Origin of the sequence: Leuconostoc inhae (assembly GCF_019656015.1) — a bacterium.
Taxonomy (GTDB): domain Bacteria; phylum Bacillota; class Bacilli; order Lactobacillales; family Lactobacillaceae; genus Leuconostoc; species Leuconostoc inhae_A.
In genome coordinates this window covers 207168-229536 of record NZ_BPKW01000005.1, presented here as the reverse complement: position 1 = coordinate 229536, position 22369 = coordinate 207168, and the positions used below count along the sequence as shown (strand labels likewise).

Genomic DNA, 22369 nt, shown 5'->3' with positions numbered 1-22369 from the left:
ATTTAGTTTGAAAATTAAACTATTTTATTTTGTTGCTGCCTCGACTAAGGCAATCACTTCTTCATTAGTTTCGGCATCCAAAGCCTTCTCAGCTAACGATTTCATGTCAACTGTATCCAACTTTTTCATCAACGAACGTGTCTGCAATACAGATGGTGCGCTCATTGAAAACTCATCCAATCCCATGCCCATCAAAACAGGCACGGCAATTGGATCACCAGCCATTTCACCACACATCGCAACAAATTTACCTTCGTTGTGTGCAGCTGCAATAACATTATTAATCAAACGTAGAATTGATGGGTTATAAGGCTGATACAAGTAAGCAACTTTATCGTTACCACGATCTGCAGCCATTGTATAACCAATCAAATCATTCGTACCAATTGAGAAGAAATCCACTTCTTTGGCAAATTTATCTGCCAAAACAGCCGCGGCAGGAATTTCAATCATAATTCCTAGCTTAATCTCACCCATTGATACGCCAGCTTCTTCAAGCTTAGCGCGTTCTTCTAAGTAGACTTTTTTAGCCGCACGGAACTCACCTAACGTGGCAATCATAGGGAACATAATCCACAAATTGCCATAAGCCGATGCACGTAGTAAGGCACGTAACTGTGTCCGGAAAATTTCTGTTTGGTCCAATGAAATACGAATAGCACGGTAACCCAAGAATGGATTTTCTTCTTCAGGTAATTTCCAGTAGCTCAAATTCTTATCGCCACCAATATCCATTGTACGAACCGTCACTGGTTTACCAGCCATTTTTTCAACAACAGCTTTATAAGCTTCAAATTGTTCATCTTCGGTTGGTAAGTGATCTGATTCCATGTATAGGAATTCAGTACGATATAGCCCAACACCTTCTGAACCGTTTTCTAATACAGCATCCATATCCTTAGGTGAGCCAATGTTAGCACCCAACACAAAGTTTTTACCATCAGCACTAACAGATTGTTGGTCTTTTAATAAAGCCCACTCTGCACGTTGTGCTAAGTAATCAGCTGCTTTTTGTTGATAAGTTGCTAACGTCTCTGCATCTGGATCAACAATGACATCACCTGTCAAGCCATCAACAATCACTGTCACACCTGCTGTGATTGTTTGTGTGGCTACTTCAGAGCCGACCACTGCAGGAATTTCTAGTGTACGTGCCATAATTGAAGCATGTGCTGTACGGCCACCTAAATCGGTTAAGATACCCTTAACAAATTGACGATCAAGTTGTGACGTATCAGAAGGTGTTAAATCTTTTGATACTAAGACCACTTCTTCATCAATTAAAGCAGGATTAGGCAATGCCACATTCAAGAGATGTGACAAAATACGCTTAGTGACATCGCGAATATCTGCCGCACGCTCTTGCATATAAGCATTATCAGTCATTGCTTCAAACATGCCAATATACATGTCTGTCACTTCTTTAACTGCTTGCTCGGCATTTACTTTATCATCAGCAATTTTCTGGTTAAATGCGCCAGACATTTCTGGATCTGACAAAACCATCAAATGTGCTTCAAATACCTGTGCTTCATCAGCCCCCAAGTTCTTTTCAGCACGAGATTTAATAATCTTAACATCCGCACTAGCAGCCTTCGAAGCATCGTCGACACGAGCTTGTTCAGCTGTCACATCTGTAATTGTCGTCTTAGTAAAAGACAAATCTGGATCAACTAACAAATAGGCCTTAGCAATTGCTACGCCATTACTTGCCGCGATTCCTTTGAAGTTATTAGACATTATTATTCTGCAAGTCCTTCTGTTTCCATTGCTTCAACGATTGCTGTCATAGCAGCTGCTTCATCGTCACCGTCTGTTTTGATTGTTACATCAGCGCCTTGACCAACACCCAATGACATCACACCCATAATTGACTTCAAGTTAACATCTTTACCTTGGTATGACAATGTCACATCTGAAGTGAATTTTGATGCTGCTTGTACCAACAAAGTTGCTGGACGTGCGTGGATTCCTGTTTCTGCTACGATATGAAAGTCTTTTGATTGTGTCATAATTAATTTCTCCTTTTTAGCTGTTAAAACAGCCTCTGTTATTAGTTTATCAAAGCGCTTACAAAATATCAAGTGAATTGTCGCGTAAATCCTTGATATATCAAGCAAAATCGTTTAGAATGCCTGTCTGACGGCGTTTTATATGTAAACGTTTACATATAAATCACCAGTTGTTTTCTGTAAATAAAAAAGGAGGCCTCCCTCCCTTTGCTTACATATTAAATTCTTGGTTACCTGCTGCCTTTGCTAAGCGATTGTTGAACGCTTTACCGATACCAATTGACGGCATTTTTTCAACGTAAATCGTCGCGACTTGAGTCTCATCATCATAAAAACGCAGACCAGCAAATAATTGTTCCGTAGCATTTTCAAGCGTTGTGCCAAGCGACCATGATTGTTCTAATGATAACTGCATCATCTCTATTGTTGTATCTTGTGCCATAACAACATCATGTGTTTGTAAATTCTGCATTAATGCTATCGCATCTAATCGGTCAAACATGACGACTTTTTTATCTGGTGCATAGTGCCGATATTTCATCCCCGGTGCTTTGGGTGTCACATCATTTGCCACCGATGTCGTACTTGTTGCATCAATCACTGTGCTGCCTAATGTATCTTGCAACTGTTGTTGCGTGACAGCACCGGGGCGTAAAATAGTGGGCACTTTAGCCGACATATCAATGACAGTCGATTCCACACCAATTTGCGTTGGGCCATCATCGACAACTGCAGCAATTTTGCCATTCATATCATGCCAGACATGTTGTGCGGTTGTTGGCGAAGGCTTACCAGAAGTATTGGCACTTGGCCCGACAATTGGCACACCTGCGTCACGAATCATTGCACGAGCCACATCATTATTGGGCAATCGAAATGCCACTGTTTGCAAGCCACCAGTTACGATCATCGCTACTTTTTGTGGCTGTATAGGCAAAATAATTGTCAAAGACCCTGGCCAAAATGTTGCCATTAACTGTCGTGCTGCTTCCGAAATCACAACAAAATCATCTAATTGTTGCGCATCAGCCACTGTCATGATTAACGGATTATCTGCTGGGCGTCCCTTAGCTGTAAAAACTTTTTTTACAGCTATTTCATTCGTCGCATCAGCACCTAGGCCATAAACAGTTTCGGTTGGAAAAGCGACCACTTCACCAGCTCTAAGCAACTCACCGGCTCGTTTTATATTATTACTTGTCAATAATTCAGTCTTCATTGTAACCATATGCGCTAACGCTTGATAATAAGCTTACGCACCTATCCTTTCACTACTCGTACCATTCTATCTAGGCCGGAGAAGTCTTTTTTTAGTGTCACTTCTGCTTGCGGTAAGGCCTGTTGCATCATGGCCACAACTTTCTGACCTTGTTTATAGCCAATCTCAAAATACGCACGACCATGATCTGATAAATAAAGCGACAAATTAGCTGCTATCTTTTCATAAATTGCTAACCCATCATGATCAGCAAATAATGCTGTATGTGGCTCATATTCAAGTACATTATCAGCCATTTCATCTTCATCAGTTCTCGCAATGTAAGGTGGATTGCTAACAATAATATCAAATTCAAGTCCTTCTAAAGCACTATAAACATCACTTTTTACCAAATGTAGATAATGCAAACCAAAACGTTGCGCATTCATTTCCGCAACTGATAAAGCATCTGATGAAATATCTGCCGCAAATCCGCGTACACGGGGATTTTCTAACATCAGGGTTTCAATAATAGCCCCAGTTCCTGTCCCAATATCTAACACTGACACCGGCTTCCCATTGGTACTACCAGCATCTTTTAAAATCCATTCAACTAGTTGTTCTGTTTCAGGACGCGGTATCAAGACCCTGGAATCCACCATAAATTCACGCCCATAAAAAGGCGCGTGTCCTAAAATGTATTGTACAGGCTCGTTATTCATCAGCTTGGCTAGCCACTGTGGCCAAATAGCTGCTAATTCTGCAGGCATCGTGCGTGTTATATTAGCACGTAAATAAGCATAGTTAATATTTAAAGCACCACTCAACAAAAAATCGATATTATCTTGGGCATCTTCTTTTGGCATACCAACACTTGTCAATTCTTCGATCGCCCACTTACGAGCCTCAAGTAATGATATTTTAACGTTGCTTGGCTTTGTCGGTTTCTTAATATCATCCCAGTCGTACCACTTTGGGGTGGTTAGCTTGTCTGGCATGATTTTGCGTGCTGGTTCGTTATTTCCCACTTGCTTAAATGGTTTTGGTGTTTCAAATTTTTTTTCAGTCATTTTTAAGCTTGGTTTAATTCAGCCAGTTTGGCTGTTTGATCTGCAATAACAAGTGCATCCACAATTTCGCCAAGTTCACCATTCATAATACGATCAAGTTTATTGAGTGTTAAGCCGATACGATGATCAGTAACACGATTTTGCGGATAATTATAGGTACGGATGCGTTCAGAACGATCACCAGTACCAACCGCAGATTTACGTTTCTCCGCATACTCAGCTTCGTTTTGTTGTGCATAAAAATCATATACACGACTAGCAAGTAGTTTGCGTGCTTTATCACGGTTTTTTATTTGCGTACGTTCTTCTTGCATTTTAACCATAATACCGGTTGGTTTGTGAACTAAACGTACAGCTGTTGACACTTTATTGACGTTTTGTCCACCAGCACCACCAGAACGGAAAAACTCCTCTTCCAAATCAGATTCGGCGAGTTCAAAATCAATTTCCTCAAATTCAGGCATTACCCCCACCGTTGCGGTTGACGTATGTACACGACCTTGCGTTTCGGTTGACGGTACACGCTGTACACGATGTGCACCAGATTCAAATTTCAGCTTTGAATAAACATTATCACCAGTAATCATAATAGCGACTTCTTTATAGCCACCAACTTCAGTAATTGTTTCATCAATAATGCTCACAGCCCAACGTTGCTTCTCTGCATAGCGTCGATACATATCAAGTAAATCTGCGGCAAACAGCGATGACTCATCACCACCTGCTGCGCCACGTATTTCCATGATAATGTTTTTATCATCATTTGGATCTTTTGGTAGCATCAAAATTTTAAGCTGATCTTCCAACTTAACTTTTTCAGGTTTCAACGTGTTCAAATCTTCTTTGGCAAGTGGTGCCATTTCCGCGTCTTCAAGCATGTCTTCGGCATCAGAAAGACCTTGCATGACCTGTTGATAATGCTTGTACACTTCAACTGTCTCACGCATTTCACCGGCTTCTTTTAATAACGCCATGTATTTTTGGCCATCCCCAGCAACATCCGGATCAGCCAACTGTTCATTAAGTTCATCATAACGATCAACAACTGTTTGTAAAGATTGAAATATTGGGTCCATCTATTATTCTCCAAGATGTGAACTGTTTTCTAAATATTACCGTTCACGTATTTATGTTATGTACGAATTAACTGACTCATGATGCTTTATTACTGAATTGGAAACATTGTCGCAATTTTGGCTAAGTCAGGGTTGTACCAATGACGGCGACACGTTGGAATGTAAGCTTCATCACCACCAATAAAGACTTGAGCGCCTTGACGCTGCGGTCTGCCATTGACTATTCTCAACTGTGTTGTTGCTTTTTTGCCACAAAATGAACAAATAGTTTTCATTTCTTCTAATTTATCTGCTAACTCGATCAACCGTTTTGACCCAGCAAATAAGTTGTTAAAAGCATCTTGTTTTAAACCAAATGCCATCACTGGAATATTTAAGTTATCTACCGTATAGGCTAATTGATCGACCTGTTCTGGTGTTAAAAACTGTGCCTCGTCCACCAAAATAACTGCCAAATTATCAGCTGTCATGCTTTTAATCAAGACGTATAAATCGTCTGCCGGTTTGACGGCTAAAGCTTCTCGAGACAACCCTATCCGACTTGCGACAACACCAATACCTGCACGTGTATCAGTAATGGGTGTCATCAATAGTACTTGTCGACCTTGTGATTCGTAATTGTGCGCTACTTTTAAAATTTCAATTGATTTACCCGAGCTCATTGCGCCGTATTCAAAAAATAATTGTGCCATATTTTTAGCGTGTTAGTGATGTCGTATCATGAACCTACATCATTGTTTATAAACACTTATCCCCCTGACTTATTAGATGAAAAATTAATGTTGTACATATCGTTTAAGCTGTTTGAATTGAAACAGTCACTTACTATTATAGCAATTTTTGGCACAACAAAAAACTATGATTTGACATGAAACAAAAAAATTAATTATCAACAACCTGTCGAACCGTTCCCGGTTTGAATAATCCCGACCACGTCAATGTTTGCGACGTTTTAGGATTTACTAAATCATCTAATCGGCTGATTGCTACGCCATGAGTTGGTGCAGAATCATGTAATATGAAACCATTGCCTAAATAAATAGCAGCGTGAAGCCGATCTTCTGTATAGGTATCAGGTGTGACCAATATATCCCCACGTTGCATATCAGACCACGCAATCGTTGTGCCAATTTGGTTCAATATTGTTGTGGATGCAGCTGATTGGACAACCAACGGTTGTCCTGCTTGACGATAAAACCAAGCTATAAAAGATGAACAATCGAACTCGTTATTGGCAATAGATTTTGATGTTCTACCACCACCGTACACATAAGGACTTTGGCCAACAAGTTTCATACCACCTGCAATCGCTTTTTCAACAATTTTATTATTCCTTGATACTGATCCAACTGTTTTTTCGTATGCTAATTGTGTATCACTCACACCATTTTTATCAAAATAATAACTATTGCCAGCAATTGTCTTTAAGCCATGGACCATTTCACCTGTTTTTGGTTCAAAATAATACGTTTTTTCCCCAATCGTTTGAAAACCAACTAATTTTTTTTGCGTCTTATTATCTAATAGATAACGTTTAGTCACTGTTCTTTTGAAAGTTACTTTTTGACCAGTTATGGTCGTTTGGGTTGGTAAGACATTGATTGCCATCGCTTGAATCGGTTCAACAAATTGAGATAAATTGATTACTTTAGTTATCGTTAAAACACCCGTCAAACTGACAAGCATAGCTGCAGTCAGCAACACGCGCTGGTGTTTTCTTTTTTTATCTCGTGTCATTTGAATTCTTTTTTTATTCGGTAATGTACCCATACGTCTTCTCCACACAATTGCTTTCTATATTCTCTTCTATATTAACACTTTCAGCTTGCATGAATGTTAAATCAATTAATCATAATATTACTAGATATGCCTTAACTTTTCAGTAAATATTTCCACCACGCGCTTGCTCGTGGTAAAATTATAATCATGAAAGTGGGGAAATTATGACACTCAAAAGCACACTAGCACGCGTCACTGCAAAAAGTTCTTATTGGCTTCTACATGACGTTTTACATCGTGGTGGCACAAGTTTGCCAGGCAAACTCGCGGTATCAATCGATCCCAACATTTTAACAACAATTCAACAGAATTTTGATTTAATCATCGTAACTGGTACAAATGGTAAAACACTGACAACTGCACTCATCACACGTGTTTTGCAGGCAGGTGGCTATACTGTTATTACTAATCCTTCTGGTTCAAATATGGTTCAAGGTATAACCGGCACACTTGTTACGGCAAAAGTTAAACCCTCACCAAATGGTCAAAAACCCATTGCTGTACTTGAAGTAGACGAAGCAAACGTTGAAAAGATAACTGCTGCTATGAAACCAAAAATGTTTGTACTAACTAACATTTTCCGTGATCAACTTGATCGTTATGGTGAGATTTACACGACATACGATAAAATTATTGCTGGTATTAAGCATGCACCAGAAGCTGTTGTGTTAGCTAACGGTGATTCACCAATCTTTACACGTGGCGATTTTACTAATGAACGCAAATATTTTGGTTTTAATCATGTGCAACCAGCAGATTACAAGCCTGCTGTTGCACCAATCAATACCGATGGTATCTTATCTCCTACAGATCATTCTGTCTTAAAGTACGATTTTATAACTTACGCTAATTTAGGTAAATATTTTAGTACATCAGACAACTTTGCACGTCCAAAATTAAACTATCAAGTCACAAGTATCAATGATCTAACACCTAAATATTCAACCTTTAGCATTGACAATACGCCACTGCGCATTGAAATTGGGGGTTTGTACAATATCTACAATGCACTGACTGCTTTTGCAGTTGGCCGTGAGTTCAATGTCGATTCCGAAAAAATCAAAACAGCATTTGAATCTAATGCGCAAATATTTGGTCGTCAAGAAGCGCTTCATGTTGATGGTAAAGATGTCACAATTGTCTTGATTAAAAATCCTGTCGGTACAAATTCTGTCATTGATATGATGGTCACTGAAGAAAATGATTTTTCATTACTAGCATTGCTGAATGCAAATTATGCAGATGGTATCGATACGAGTTGGATATGGGATGCAGAATTTGAAAAGTTGCATGATACCCACATCAAAGCAGTTGCAACTGGTGGTGAACGTTATAAAGACTTACGCGTCCGTTTGAAAATGGCTGGTTTTCCAGATCAAGCTGTATATGAAGATCTCACTCAAATTGTTACTGCAATTAAGGCACTACCAACTGAGAAAGTTTACATCGCAGCAACGTATACAGCTATGTTGCAATTACGTGAACAACTTGGGGCAGCAGGCTATATCAAAGGAGGCTTTTAATGGCAAATTTCGAGATTTCCGTCGCACACCTTTATGGTAATTTAATGAATACATATGGCGATTATGGCAATATCATTGCGTTAACATATTATGCTAAACAAATTGATGTTGCTGTTAATTATCATCTGGTATCACTTGGTGATAATTTTGATGGCGATAACTTTGATTTTGCTTTGTTTGGTGGCGGCCAGGATTATGAAGAAACAATTGTTGCCAAAGATTTGAAAATTAAAGCTGACCAAGTACGCCATTATATTGAAAACGATGGTCCTTTACTCGCAGTTTGTGGCGGTTTTCAACTACTAGGTCACTATATGGTTATGGCTGACGGCACTAAGGTTGATGGTATCGGTGTTATGGATCATTACACGACTAACATGTATGATGATAAGCTAACTGTGTTAAATGGTAAACGACTTACTGGTAATGTCGTCATTAAAAATAACGATACAGGTGAAACTTATCACGGCTTTGAAAATCATCAGGGCCGGACTTTCTTAGGTGAAAATGAACGCGCTTTAGGAACAGTTATTTCAGGAAACGGTAATAATGGTATGGACCACACAGAAGGTGTCATTTATCGTAATGTTTATGGTTCATATTTTCATGGCCCAATTTTTACTCGTAATGGTAATTTAGCTAAACGCGTTTTAGCAACAGCCTTGTCTCGTAAGTACCCCGAAGTTGATTGGACTGAGAAATTAGATCAAATTGAAACGGAAACATTTTAGTTGAAATAAATGCTATTTAAAGTACGCTTGAAAAAACGACAATAATTAATATTAAAAAAATAACACCAGCAGTAAGGGAATCGTACACGCCAAATTGATTAGATCTTTGTCTAATGTTCTTAGTACCCTTCACTGTTGGTGTTTTTCAACTATTCACTATCATGTTGTTTCATTTGTTCATCACGTTTAGCTTGCTTTACTTTATTCACCTCACGGTAATACCAACGGATAATAACAACCAGACCAATTGTTGAAATTAGCATGGCAATCACGACCCAAATGAAAAATAATATTAACTTTGTCTCTTGTGACATAAGATTATCAATAGCGTCTACTGTTTAACAGCGTTTAACGCTATCCCCTTTCGTATTGATTGGTTTTTCTTATTCTGATAAATGGTAGTAATACGTTGAAACAGATATATCTTTACGTGCGGCAAATGCCGTTCGCAAACGTAACGAATTTTGGTTATGCAAAATATTTTGCCAAGGTTGTTTAGGTACAAACTGTGGCACCAAAACTGTTACTGAATGATTGCGTTTTTCTGCCTGTTTAACTACGGCATCGACAAAACTTAATGCCGGTTTAATGATTGATCGATAGGAAGAATGGATATCGACATAACGAACATCAGGAAAATCAACTTTAAATTGATTGGATGTTTCTAATTCTTTTTTAGGATTAACATCAAAACTTACATGCATGGCTACTACATAGTCACCAATGGACAAGGCATAATCAACTGCTTCAGTTGTCACTTTTGTAACATTTGATACCAATACAATGACAGTTGATCCGTCATAATGGTGACGCACCGCATGATCATTTTTAGCATATGCCAATCTCAATTGACGCGCAATGCTCGTATAATGATGCTTAATTTTCAAAAACATGTACATCACAATAGGCATAATTAATAAATAAGGCCATACATGCTCAATACGTGTTGCAAACAATGTAATGACTAACACGGCTGAAATGAAAGCACCAATAAAATTAATGATCGCTTTAATCAACCAATTTTTTGGTCGCTTACGCCACCAGTGAATAATCATACCTGATTGTGATAAAGTAAATGGTACGAAAACACCAACAGCATACAACGGAATTAAAGCATCCGTTGAGCCATGGAAAATTAACAGCAATACCACTGCACCAAAAGCAAGTGATAAGATACCATTAGAATAACCTAGTCGATCACCTTTATCCATATAAAGATGTGGCAAATATTTATCGCGCGCCAAATTCAAAGCAAGCATCGGAAAAGCTGAGAAACCCGTATTGGCAGCAACAGCCAAAATCATAGCCGTCGCTAATTGCACAACATAAAAGCCTATGCCATGACCACCAAATGTCATAGCTGCGATTTGTGATAATACTGTTGAATGCGCATCTGGTCTAATACCATACCAATAACTTAAAAATGTAATACCGCCAAAGAATGTAGCCAAAATCATAGCCATAGTTGTTAACGTTGCAGCAGCATGACGTTCTTTGGGCACTTTAAAATTGGGTACAGCATTTGAAATGGCCTCGACACCCGTTAATGATGATGAACCACTTGAAAATGCACGCATAAATAAAACAAATGACAAACCAGAAAAACTGGTACCAACCTTTGCAGCTGCATGATATGGTAATTGACCCGTTACTGCCTGAAAAAGGCCCCAAAGAATCATGATTGCGATGACAGCCACAAAGAAATAAACTGGAAACATCAAAAAATTAGCGCTTTCACGTAATCCACGCAGATTCATACCAGTAAGTAAAATAACAACTATAATCGCTAGTGGCACTGCAAAAGGTAACATCGCTGGCACAGCAGCAGTAACAGCATCAGCAGCAGCCGAGGCCGAAACCGCCACTGTTAACATATAATCAACCAATAATGACCCGCCAGCAATTAAACCAGCTTTAGGTCCCCAGTTTTCACTGGCAACAGCATAGGCGCCACCACCAGAGGGATAGGCGTGAATAATCTGACGATAACTCATAACAATCGCTGCTAGCAATATTAAAACCAGCAAAGCAATCGGCAGTTGTAACCATAATGCGACAGCACCGGCAGCTAATAAGGCCGTTGTGATTGATTCAGTTCCATAAGCAACTGATGACAAAGCATCTGACGACAATAATGCCAATGCCTTTGTCTTGGATAAATATTGTCCACCCTCATCTAATGTTTTTAAGGGTTTCCCAATTAAAATACGCTTAATATTTTGAAACATATGAGTTCTCTCGATACAGTTATTTATTACTCAACATATTGTACGCTTTTTTAACACATAAAAAAATCCCTAAGTTGGATTTATATTCAACTTAAGGATTTTTTGGCTGATAAACGATTGTATGATCAAATGTCATTTAAATTTTAGCAACAAAAGTATTAAATAGCGCTTGCGCTTCTGGCACATGATCCATCAGCAACATTTCAGGATGCCATTGTACCGCATAAATTCGACGACTCTCATCAGAAAATGCTTCGATTACGCCATCTGTACTCGTCGCATCTAAGGTTAGACCAGCAGCTAGATCTTTAGCTGCTTGATGATGAAATGAATTAACGAGTGTTTCTTCATTAAAAAGGCCGCTCAACCAACTATGGCTTTTTAACACTAAATGATGTGTAGGCATATACCATTTAGTTGGATATTGATCGTGCTTTACCGTTAGTGCATGATATTGACTTGGCAAGTCTTGATATAATGTCCCACCTAAGGCAACATTGATAATTTGTAATCCACGACAAATACCAAAAATAGGTTTTTCTTGTTTAATTGCTTCCGCCACTAAGGCTATTTCAAACGCATCTCGCCCGCGATCTATTTCCGCTAATTTTAAGTGTGGCTCTTCCCCAAAATATTCTGGCGATACATCCTGTCCACCAACCAGAACTAACGCATCAATGATATCAACATATTCTTTTGCCGATTCCGGTTTTGCAATTGGTAATATCACGGGTAACGCACCAGCATTTGTTAAACCATCAATATAATTTTTTTGAACATAGTCAACATAATTCGTACCGAAACGTGGGTTGGCATGCAACACATTATTAGACGGAATCCCTATTTTTTTAATCATTTTGTTTCCTTTAATTAGATTGAATTTTCAGATATTATTTAGCGTATTTATAGTTTTGATAACCAACTAATGGATAATTTAGATTTTTGACACTCTTACTTTGTAGATGCACGTTTGATGTTTGATACAATGGCGTGACACCATTTTCTTCATTATTAATCTTGGCCGCTTCGCGTTCTAATTTATAACGTGCATCATTCGCAGTATTTTGACGATTAATCTGTTCATAGACTTTATCGTAATCGTCATTTTTCCAATTTGTAAAGTTAATCGCACCCTTTGAATAAGCAATGTCTAAAAAGTCGATTGGATCATCATAATCTGTTGACCACGACAGTGTACCCGCCTGAAAATTATGATTATTAAAGGCAGAAATTTCAGCATTTAAAGGTAATCGGTTTAAATTAATTGTGACATCAGGTAATGCAGATTCGATACTTTGCTTCAAGAATACACCCAAAGCCTTGTAAGAATCAGTATCTGCTGTATTAAGAGTAATGGTGATTTTTTTCTGACCTAATTCTGACTGCGCTTTTTTAAGGTATTGTTGTGCTTGTGTTTTATTATAGGGTAGTGATAAACCATCATTTAAGTCTTTACCAGCAATTTTAATTTCACCGCTTGGTATGATTGATTTTGCTGGCTTAGAGCCATCACCCAACGCTTCGTCAGCTAATGTTTGACGGTTGATTGCTAAACTCACAGCTTTTTTCAAATTTGAGTTACTAACAGTTTTGTCCTGAGCATTCCAAACAATAAAGGCAACACGCCCTGCCGCAGTTTCTTTAATATCATCAGCATTGGTCTTTTTCAAATCAGACAACACACTACCCGAAACAGCCGCTTCGTCTACTTTTTTAGTTTGAAATTGTTTTGCTGCTAACGTTGTGTCTGTTACTTGAGTAGCCTTAATGGTGTCATAGTGTACATCTTTACTATCATTGTAGTACTTATTTTTTGCAAATTCCCACGTTGTTGATGATTGATTCCACTTTTTAATCGTGTACGCACCATTAGAAACTGTTGTCGCAGCGGTTTGTCCATATTTTTTCCCGTATTCTTTCACCTTAGCACGGTTGATAGGATACAACTGATTAGCTAAAATAAAATTAAAGTAAGGCACAGGGTGTGATAACTGGATTCTAACTGTATATTGATTAACAGCTTGAATACCTAATTTATTAACAGCTTCATGCTTATTATAAACAGCATCATAGCCAGCGATATCTTTAAAATGATTAGCACGCGTTGACTTTGTTTTTGGATCGACTTGACGTTGGACTGAAGAAACAAAATCTTGCGCTGTCACTTTCGTACCATCCGACCATTTTGCATTTTCCTTCAAATGAAGTGTGTATACCGTATTATTTTCTGTTGGTTTAACAACTTTTTGGGCAACACCAGCAACAATTTCACCATTTTTGCCTGTTGTGTAAAGTCCCTCTAGTGTTTGGACTTCTGCCCAGTTAGCGCCTATTTCATCGGCATAATTAGGATCGAGTGTCGATATATTATTCTGTGTCGCAATGCGTAAAACTTTTTCATTCGTTGACTGTTGTGATTTTGTAGCTATGACAGCGCCACCAATAATCACACCAGCGGCCACAAGGCCAATGATAATTTTTTTGTTCATCTCTCAATTCCCCTTGATTATGTATTCAACTATACTAACATTAACACATACTCGATGTTAGTGTTAGTACAGTTACTGATATTATCACTTATTTAGACTGCCTTTAAAGCATCTTCAAGTGCCAAAATTAAATCATCCACATTTTCAATACCAACAGATAAACGAATCAAATCTGGCGTAATACCTGCCGAAGCAAGTTGTGCATCACTTAATTGCGCATGTGTCGTCGATTTTGGATGAATAATCAACGATTTGGCATCACCAACATTAGCCAGTAATGAAAATATATCCAAATTATTAATAAATGTTTTAGCACCTGCTTCACCACTTTTCAAACCAAAAGTAAAGATTGATCCGACACCGTTTTTAAAATATTTAGTTGCTAATGACTTATAAGGTGAATCCGCCAATTCTGGATAATTTACCCAAGCCACTTTATCGTTGTTATTTAAAAATTCAACGATTCTACGCGCATTTTCAACATGGCGTTCTATTCGTAATGACAATGTTTCTAAACCTTGAAGGAGATAAAATGCAGATTGCGGTGCTAATGTTGCACCAGTATCACGTAAATATTCTGCCCGAATCTTTGTGACAAACGCACCTGGCCCAAGTTCAGCCCAAACTAAGCCATTATAAGATTGCGTTGGCGTCGTGAAATCAGGATAACGACCAGAAGCAGCATAATCAAAATCACCTTTTTCAATCACTACACCACCTAAAGTTGTACCATGGCCACCAATAAACTTAGTGGCTGAATGAACAACAACGTCAATGCCATATTCGAGTGGTCGTGTTAAAAATGGCGTTGCAAAAGTAGAATCCACCACTGAAATAATACCATGTTTCTTTGCGATTGCTGCCACTGCTTCAAAATCAATAATATTAATTTTTGGATTACCTAAACTTTCAAAAAAAATGACTTTTGTATTATCTTGAATGGCATTTTCAAAATTTTTTGGCTCATCTGGATTAACAAAAGTAGTCTCAATTCCTAATTTTTTAAGTGTTTCTGAAAATAATTCGGCAGTACCACCATACAATGTTGAAGCTGCAACAATGTGATCACCACTACTTGCTACGTTCAAAATAGCAGCTGCAACTGCTGCTGCACCAGATGCTAGTGAAATTGCTGCAGCCCCACCTTCTAGTGCTGCTACACGTGTTTCAAACACCGCATTAGTTGGATTAGTCAAACGCCCATAAATATTGCCAGCATTAGTTAAAGCAAAACGGCCTGCTGCTTCTTCTGTGTCTTTAAAAACATATGACGCTGTTTGATAAATAGGTGTTACACGTGCTCCTGTTGTCGGATCTGGTACTTCTTGACCAGCGTGTAGTTGGCGTGTTTCAAAGGCGTATTGCTTATTAAATTTTGTCATAATTGTTCCTCTCTTTTGGGTAATGTGCTAGTAACTTATGATCAGTCAATATCACATTCGGCACCAAACCAGTCCAGTTCCTAAGAGTACGCTAAGCACTCGTGTAATATCAAAAAAACGTTGCGGTGTTATTTTTTGCATATTGACGATTACTCCTTTTTCAATTTATGTACAGCGGTTACCCGCCTTATTTTCAAGCCCAAACTTCATCTAAAATTTCTTTGACTAACTTTAATTTGGCCCATTGTTGTTCTTCTGTTAACACATTACCTTCTTCAGTTGACGCGAAACCACATTGTGTTGACAACCAAAGACGATCTAATGGTAAATACTGTTCTGCTTCATGAATGCGATCAATAATCACTTGCTTATCTTCTAACTCGCCAGTTTTTGTCGTAATCAATCCCAAAACCACGCGCTTATCCCCAGAAACTTTAGCTAACGGTTCAAAACCACCGGCGCGTTCGGAATCATATTCCAAAAAGTAGTTTGCTACATTTTCTTGACCAAATAATTCGTCAGCAACAGCATCATAACCACCAGTAGCAGCCCAGTCTGAATGATAATTACCTCGGCACACATGCGTATTAATCGTCAAATCTGTTGGCAAATTTTCAATAGCACCATTATTTAAATTCAAATAAACTTTTTTCAAATCATTGACGTTGAATCCAGCACCAGCCATTGTTTCCCAAAAATTGGGATCTACTAGCATTCCCCAAGTACAATCATCTAATTGCACTGTACGTGCGCCTGCTTCATACAAGGCAATAATTTCTTCATGATAAACACGTTGAATATCGGCATACAAGGCTTCTTCTGTGCCATAAAATTCTGCAATTTTTTCAGCATTGTTGCCACGAACCAATTCAGTATAGAACTGTGATGGTGACGGAATAGTAATCTTAGCAGCGACACCAGCTGCATCAGCAACCGATTTTAAATATTGAAAGTGTTTAATGAATGGATGTGTTTTGGCATTAAAGCTTAACTTTCCTGACAAACGAGCTGAATCATCTCGCGTTTCTTCATGAGCAAAGACATAACCTTCCCCATAATTGAAATGCTCGACGCCGCCAAATCCCCAAAAATTATCTAAATGCCAATATGACCGACGAAATTCACCATCTGTTACAACATCTAACCCCGCTTCAACTTGCTTGTTGACTAAGTCAGTAATTGCAGCATCTTCAATTGCTGATAATTCATCTATGGTTATGTTACCGGTTTTAAAATTTTCACGTGCTTGTTTGAGTTCAGTTGGTCGTAAAAACGATCCAACATGTTGAAAACCAATTTTTTGTAATGTGCTTGTTGTCATTATTTTTCCTCTTTATTGTTATTGTGTCATGTACGGATATGTTGCTAACATCTTACATATCCCTAAGCGCCTGTCTGCGCACCGCTACCACGTAAATAGATACCCGTCACAACTTTATTTGTATGTAAATAATATATTTTACAATATCTAATTTTCATGGCTACCTCCTATCTGTTACGTCATGCACACTCATGCCATATACAACAAAAAACCGCAGTCTTATATATAAGACTGCGGGACGACATCTCGTGTTACCACCCGGGGTTTATGTACTGCTTGCGCAGTACAACTTAATATCAATCATCTTGCCATTCAAATTAAATTGCGTTGAGAATTGATGTCGCTATAACGGGCTCACCCGGTAATTGTTTATGGTTATCAAAACACACTCACAATGACGATAACTCCGAGACCATTTTCCTAATGTCGCATTGTTCATTTCCACCAAGCATGAACTCTCTGTTTAATGCTAAATCAGTACTTTTCTCTTCTTAGTTATAAATATCATATTATAAACTAATCAAATTGTCAATTATTTTTCATAAATATTTCAGACAACTTTACGTTCAAACGCATCACTGGAAATACCTTGCGCCAAAATGATTTTAGCCCACTCTTTTGCTGAATGTAAACTATGATCTTTAAAATTACCACAGCTCTCAATTTCAGCGGCTGGCACTTCAGTTATTTCATCACTAACAATTTTTTCAAGTACTTTTTTGAATACTTTTGCCAGTGTTTCAGCATCATAATCTATCCACGAAATAACATGAAATCCTGTTCGGCAACCAAATGGCGACATATCAATAATCCCATCAATTTCATCACGAACAAGCCCTGCAAATAAATGTTCTAACGTATGCAAGCCACCAGTTTCAATCGCTGTTTCATTCGGTTGTGTCAAACGCAAATCATAGTTCGTTATGCGTCCACCTTGTGGGCCATTTTGTGATTCAATGACACGTACATAGGGTGCCTTAACCTTTGTGTGATCCAATGTAAAACTTTCAACAACTGTTTCTGCCATTATTTTTCTCCTCTAAGTTACCTTTTTGTGTTGTTATTGTTATTCTTTAATATCAGTTTAGTTCATCGCATTCTCCTAATTTATTAGTTTACACGAAAAAAATCTTAACTTAATTGTTCATCGGCTATTTTTTTAACAAATGCCAACTTTTGCCACTGATCAGAAATTGTTAGTATATTACCTTCTTCTGTTGAAGAAAACCCACATTGTGTAGACAATGCAAGATTGCTTGCTGGTACATATTTTTGAGCCGCAATAATTCGATTTATAATCGTTTTTTCATCTTCTAGATCAGCTGACTTAGAAGTTAATAAGCCAAGAACAATTTCAACGTTTTGCCGGTTATGCCAAATATCAACTAACGGCTTGAAGTCACCTGAACGCGCGTCATCATATTCTAAGAAAAAACCGTCATAATTTAATTGTCCCAAATATTTGGCAACCGGTTCATAACCACCTTCAAACAGATAAGTTGATTTAAAATTACCACGACAAATATGTGTCGATAATTTCAAATCCGTTGGTAAATCTAGCAACGCTTTATTAATCACGTAAACATTATCTTCAGCAATTTGTTCATACTTTTCTCGCTCTTTTAGATTATCACGATTTACATTCAATTGTGTAATTAAATAGGCCCAAGTTGTGTCATCTAATTGAATATAACGCGCGCCTAAATCGTAAAAATGTTGCAAAGTATCATGATACGCTTGTGCGACATCGTCCAAAAAATCTATCCAAGTCTCATAATATTTTGACCACAAATCAGATCGGTGATCACGATTGATGACTAAAGTCGGTGACGGTATCGTCTGTTTGACTTCAACGCCACTGGGCACAATTGATTGCAGGTAAGTAAAATCTTCAAAAAAAGGATGCGCAAAATTTGCATGAACTTTACCATTCAAACGCACATTAGTAGTCCGTGTGCTGGCACCATGAAATTTATATGAATTTTCTTGTTCATAAAATTCAAACCCACCGAGTTGTCCTAAAAAGTCTAAATGCCACCATGAGCGATTAAATTCACCATCAGTCACCGCTGACAAACCAACTTTCACTTGTTCATCAACCACTTTTTTTATTTCCTCATGCTGTATGATCAATAACGCTTGTTTATCAATCTCACCATTAGCAAATTGCTCACGAGCTTTTTTTAATCGATCAGGACGTAAATAAGAACCAACTTGATCAAAATGATAATGCAGTTTAGTTGTAGCTGTCGTCATGCGTTTATCCCCACGCTGCTTCTGAGTTATTAACAGCGTATTTCCCTTTTTTATATTTGTTTAAGTGCTTGTTCTAAATCGGCAATTAAGTCATCTGCATCTTCCAAACCAACTGAAAATCGGAGTAATCCAGGTGTAATGCCTGCGTTAGCTAAGGCTTGTTCATTCAATTCCGCATGACTCATTTTAGGTGGATAACTAATAATGGTTTCTACTGCACCTAGACTAACAGAGAACACCGGTATTTGTAATACTTCAACAACTGTTCTTGCATGCGCCTCAGAACCCACATCAAAACTTAGTACTGCGCCACCTGACTTAGCTTGCTTCATTTGAATAGCATACCCTTCATGACTGGTCAATCCAGGATATAAAACACGTTTTACTTTGTTATGTGCTTCAAGGTAATTAGCAATTTTTTGAGCAGACAAACTGGCATGTGTCATACGGACACCTAACGTTTTAATACCTCTTAATAATAACCAGGTATCCAACACGCCTAAGGTCGCCCCAACCGCATTTTGTATAAAGTAGATTTTATCAGCTAAATCCGAGCGGTTAACCACAACAGCACCTGCCAAAATATCAGAATGCCCAGCTAAAAATTTTGTTGCCGAATGGATAACAACGTCTACACCAAGATCCAATGGCTTTTGTAAAAACGGTGATAAAAATGTGTTGTCTGCAATCGTGAAAAGATGATGCGCTTTAGCTAAACTAACTACTGCAGCAATATCTGTGATATGTAACGTCGGATTAGAGGGGGTTTCAATGTAAAGCGCTTTTGTTGCTGGTGTAATCGCTGCAGCAACAGCATCCAAATCACTAAAATCGACTAGGTCATGTGTGATACCCCACCGTGGCAAAATATCAGCTAACAGGCGAAAAGTACCGCCGTACACATGTTTACTGACCACAATGTGATCACCAGCAGATAACGTAAACAAGACACTACTAATTGCTGCCATTCCTGTACTAAATAAATAGCCATGTTTACCGTGCTCTAATTGAGCAATAGCCGCTTCTCCAGATTCTCGTGTTGGATTACCGGAACGTGCGTAGTCAAAATGCCCAAAATGATCAAAATCTGGTTGATTAAATGTCGAACTCAACTGAATTGGTGTATTTATTGCACCTGAAATAGGGTCATGTGTCGTTGTAGCTTGAATAACATGTGTCCAATCACTCATACTTTTGCCCCCTCTATAGCCTGCGTTAAATCAGTCAACAAGTCATCTTTATCTTCCAAGCCAGCACTGACACGTATTAATTGGTCTGTAATACCTAAAGCCGTGCGTTGTTCTTGACTCATATCATGGTGAGTTTGCACTGCAGGAATTGTGATCAGTGTTTCGGGTCCGCCCAAGCTTTCAGCAAACGATGCAATTTTTAAGCCCTTCAAGAAAGTATCAACATCATAGTCATCGGCTAAATAAAAACTAATCATGCCCCCAACACCTGCATAATTAAGATGCGCTACGCCGCTAACATCACGCAGTTTTTCTGCTAAATAATGACCATTTTCATTGTGTCGTGCCATACGTAAATGCAATGTTTTGAGACTACGAAGCAGTAGCCATGAACTAAATGGATCGAGTACCTGACCGCTAGTAACCAAGGCTGTTTCTAATTGTTCTGCGAAGTCATCGTCCTCTGTAATCACAGCGCCTGCCAAAATATCATTATGTCCACCAAGATACTTAGTCGCTGAGTGCACCACGATATCTGCGCCCAGTGTTAACGGCTGTTGATATATTGGTGTTAGGAAAGTATTGTCAACCGCAATTAAAATATTTGGATATTTTGCCTTTACAGTGGCACTTATTTGTTGAATATCAAATATTTTCATCATCGGGTTTGAAGGTGTTTCTAACCAAATAAGTTTTGTTTTTGGTTGTATTTTTGCTAAAAAATCATCTAAATCACTACAGGGATCGTAACTCACGCCTCTTTGTGTCACAAGCCCGTCAAAATAACGATAAGTGCCACCATAAAGATCATTACTTGTCAGAAAATGATCCCCTGTTTTGAGTACTGTAGAGAAGACTAAATCAATGGCAGACATACCTGAACTTGTTGCAAACGCTTGTACCCCATGCTCTAAAACGGCTAACTGTTCTTCTAAAATATGCCGCGTTGGTGTGTTTAAGCGTGCATAATCAAATCCTGTCGATTCACCTAATCCTGGATGACGGTAAGCTGTTGAAAAATATAACGGCGTCACAATTGCACCAGTTTTATTATCATCCGTACCATTACCGCCTTGCGCTAAAATTGTATCTATTTTTCCACTCATACCGTTTTTTCTCCTCCATAGGTGTATTTTTGCACTGGCAACAAATCAATCATTTCTGAACGTTGTGTACCAGCCATCAATAACTGTCCCCAATTAAAAAATATTTTTTCGGCACTTTTTTGCCACGTATTACAAGGTTGCCCGTTAACATAATAATTTTCTGGTTGCTGCGTACGAGCATCTTTTTTTATGTCACGTTGATACTCGTCTTCTAACGTTTTTGTATCATATTCTAAATGACCTGTGATATACGTTGAACTTGCACGCTCATCACGTAAAATAAATGCACCAACCACATCATTGCCCGCAACTTTTAATCGACGTGCAAGACCTTCATTTGGAATAGTAAAATAACGTGAATGTGGCATGGTAATTTGTGTTAAATCTTTAGTCAAATGACTACGTTGATTCAATATATTGTCCACATGGTAAACGCCATACACTTTTTTTATACTACGCCGTACAGGAAAGTTACGTTCAGCATATCCAGCGCCATAAGCTGCCCAACAAGTAAACAAATTTTCTCTTACATGTGTTTTTCGCCATGTCAATAATTGTTTAAATTCTTGCCAATAGTCAATTGTTTCAAATTTCATACGATCAACTGGTGCACCGGTCACAATTAAACCATCATATTTTTTTTGCCAAATATCTTCAAAAGTGTCGTAATTTGCTTTAATGATGTCAGCATTATTTTTAATATGGTGTGACGCCGGAATGGCAAATGTGACGCGTACGTTAACTGATAATTTTGTGAGTAATTGTACAAATTGCTTCTCTGTTTGTAATCGATTGGGCATAAGATTAACTACCAAAACATTTAAGGTTGGTTGCAATAATTTAAAATCACCTAATGTCAATCGCTCACGTTTCAACAAACCATTTTGTAATATGACACTCATTTTTCTTATCCTCCTTAATTTTTCATATTTGTAAAGACGGAAAATCATAAAATAAAAAGCGTCCCGTAGCCTATAATATAGACTACGGGACGCTTTAATAACGTGT

The 22369-nt window shown here is 38.2% G+C and carries 20 protein-coding genes and 1 other annotated feature; of the genes, 2 read left to right on the top strand and 18 right to left on the bottom strand.

Going from position 1 to position 22369, the window contains the following annotated elements; translation table 11 throughout:
• Positions 1–24: 24 nt before the first annotated feature.
• The 7 genes from ptsP to K5Q14_RS04785 form a co-directional block, all read right to left on the bottom strand.
• Positions 25–1740: a phosphoenolpyruvate--protein phosphotransferase gene (gene ptsP, locus K5Q14_RS04815; RefSeq protein WP_220734687.1), complete on the bottom strand. Its 1716-nt coding sequence runs from the start codon at positions 1738–1740 to the stop codon at positions 25–27.
• A 2-nt stretch (positions 1741–1742) separates the two neighbouring features.
• On the bottom strand, positions 1743–2012 hold the full coding sequence (locus K5Q14_RS04810) for a phosphocarrier protein HPr (RefSeq protein WP_220734686.1): 270 nt from the start codon (positions 2010–2012) through the stop codon (positions 1743–1745).
• Positions 2013–2223: 211 nt separating this feature from the next.
• Complete coding sequence (locus K5Q14_RS04805) at positions 2224–3231, bottom strand: L-threonylcarbamoyladenylate synthase (protein ID WP_220734712.1); 1008 nt, start codon at positions 3229–3231, stop codon at positions 2224–2226.
• A gap of 41 nt (positions 3232–3272) precedes the next feature.
• Positions 3273–4280: a peptide chain release factor N(5)-glutamine methyltransferase gene (gene prmC, locus K5Q14_RS04800; protein ID WP_220734685.1), complete on the bottom strand. Its 1008-nt coding sequence runs from the start codon at positions 4278–4280 to the stop codon at positions 3273–3275.
• A 2-nt stretch (positions 4281–4282) separates the two neighbouring features.
• Complete coding sequence (prfA, locus tag K5Q14_RS04795) at positions 4283–5356, bottom strand: peptide chain release factor 1 (protein ID WP_220734684.1); 1074 nt, start codon at positions 5354–5356, stop codon at positions 4283–4285.
• An 89-nt stretch (positions 5357–5445) separates the two neighbouring features.
• Positions 5446–6048, bottom strand: coding sequence for a thymidine kinase (locus K5Q14_RS04790; protein WP_220734683.1), 603 nt, complete (start codon positions 6046–6048; stop codon positions 5446–5448).
• Positions 6049–6238: 190 nt separating this feature from the next.
• Positions 6239–7126 (bottom strand): C40 family peptidase, encoded by an 888-nt coding sequence (locus K5Q14_RS04785; protein ID WP_220734682.1) that lies wholly within the window; start codon positions 7124–7126, stop codon positions 6239–6241.
• Between the two features lie 173 nt (positions 7127–7299).
• Between K5Q14_RS04785 and K5Q14_RS04780 the strand changes: the two genes are divergently transcribed.
• Complete coding sequence (locus K5Q14_RS04780) at positions 7300–8658, top strand: Mur ligase family protein (protein WP_220734681.1); 1359 nt, start codon at positions 7300–7302, stop codon at positions 8656–8658.
• The gene (locus tag K5Q14_RS04775) at positions 8658–9389 is read left to right on the top strand and encodes a type 1 glutamine amidotransferase (RefSeq protein WP_220734680.1); all 732 of its coding nucleotides are present in this window, start codon (positions 8658–8660) and stop codon (positions 9387–9389) included. The genes K5Q14_RS04780 and K5Q14_RS04775 overlap by 1 nt, the downstream gene beginning before the upstream one ends.
• A 149-nt stretch (positions 9390–9538) precedes the next feature.
• Here K5Q14_RS04775 and K5Q14_RS04770 read toward each other — a convergent pair whose 3' ends face one another.
• The 11 genes from K5Q14_RS04770 to K5Q14_RS04720 form a co-directional block, all read right to left on the bottom strand.
• Positions 9539–9703, bottom strand: coding sequence for a hypothetical protein (locus K5Q14_RS04770; RefSeq protein WP_220734679.1), 165 nt, complete (start codon positions 9701–9703; stop codon positions 9539–9541).
• Between the two features lie 69 nt (positions 9704–9772).
• Positions 9773–11617 (bottom strand): potassium transporter KimA, encoded by a 1845-nt coding sequence (kimA, locus tag K5Q14_RS04765; protein WP_220734678.1) that lies wholly within the window; start codon positions 11615–11617, stop codon positions 9773–9775.
• Positions 11618–11753: 136 nt separating this feature from the next.
• The gene (locus tag K5Q14_RS04760) at positions 11754–12473 is read right to left on the bottom strand and encodes a gamma-glutamyl-gamma-aminobutyrate hydrolase family protein (RefSeq protein WP_220734677.1); all 720 of its coding nucleotides are present in this window, start codon (positions 12471–12473) and stop codon (positions 11754–11756) included.
• Between the two features lie 34 nt (positions 12474–12507).
• The gene (locus K5Q14_RS04755) at positions 12508–14106 is read right to left on the bottom strand and encodes a peptide ABC transporter substrate-binding protein (protein WP_220734676.1); all 1599 of its coding nucleotides are present in this window, start codon (positions 14104–14106) and stop codon (positions 12508–12510) included.
• Positions 14107–14198: 92 nt separating this feature from the next.
• Positions 14199–15488, bottom strand: a complete 1290-nt coding sequence (locus K5Q14_RS04750) for an O-acetylhomoserine aminocarboxypropyltransferase/cysteine synthase family protein (RefSeq protein ID WP_220734675.1) — start codon at positions 15486–15488, stop codon at positions 14199–14201.
• A 193-nt stretch (positions 15489–15681) separates the two neighbouring features.
• Positions 15682–16809 (bottom strand): 5-methyltetrahydropteroyltriglutamate--homocysteine S-methyltransferase, encoded by a 1128-nt coding sequence (locus K5Q14_RS04745; RefSeq protein ID WP_220734674.1) that lies wholly within the window; start codon positions 16807–16809, stop codon positions 15682–15684.
• A gap of 231 nt (positions 16810–17040) precedes the next feature.
• Positions 17041–17311: a binding site (T-box leader), on the bottom strand.
• A gap of 48 nt (positions 17312–17359) precedes the next feature.
• Positions 17360–17836 (bottom strand): S-ribosylhomocysteine lyase, encoded by a 477-nt coding sequence (locus tag K5Q14_RS04740; RefSeq protein WP_220734673.1) that lies wholly within the window; start codon positions 17834–17836, stop codon positions 17360–17362.
• A 104-nt stretch (positions 17837–17940) separates the two neighbouring features.
• On the bottom strand, positions 17941–19065 hold the full coding sequence (locus tag K5Q14_RS04735; protein ID WP_220734672.1) for a vitamin B12 independent methionine synthase: 1125 nt from the start codon (positions 19063–19065) through the stop codon (positions 17941–17943).
• Between the two features lie 50 nt (positions 19066–19115).
• Positions 19116–20255, bottom strand: a complete 1140-nt coding sequence (locus K5Q14_RS04730; RefSeq protein ID WP_220734671.1) for a trans-sulfuration enzyme family protein — start codon at positions 20253–20255, stop codon at positions 19116–19118.
• A complete protein-coding gene (locus tag K5Q14_RS04725) occupies positions 20252–21361 on the bottom strand; it encodes a trans-sulfuration enzyme family protein (protein WP_220734670.1) in 1110 nt (369 codons plus the stop codon). The genes K5Q14_RS04730 and K5Q14_RS04725 overlap by 4 nt, the downstream gene beginning before the upstream one ends.
• Complete coding sequence (locus tag K5Q14_RS04720; RefSeq protein ID WP_220734669.1) at positions 21358–22263, bottom strand: homoserine O-acetyltransferase/O-succinyltransferase family protein; 906 nt, start codon at positions 22261–22263, stop codon at positions 21358–21360. The genes K5Q14_RS04725 and K5Q14_RS04720 overlap by 4 nt, the downstream gene beginning before the upstream one ends.
• Positions 22264–22369: the final 106 nt, after the last annotated feature.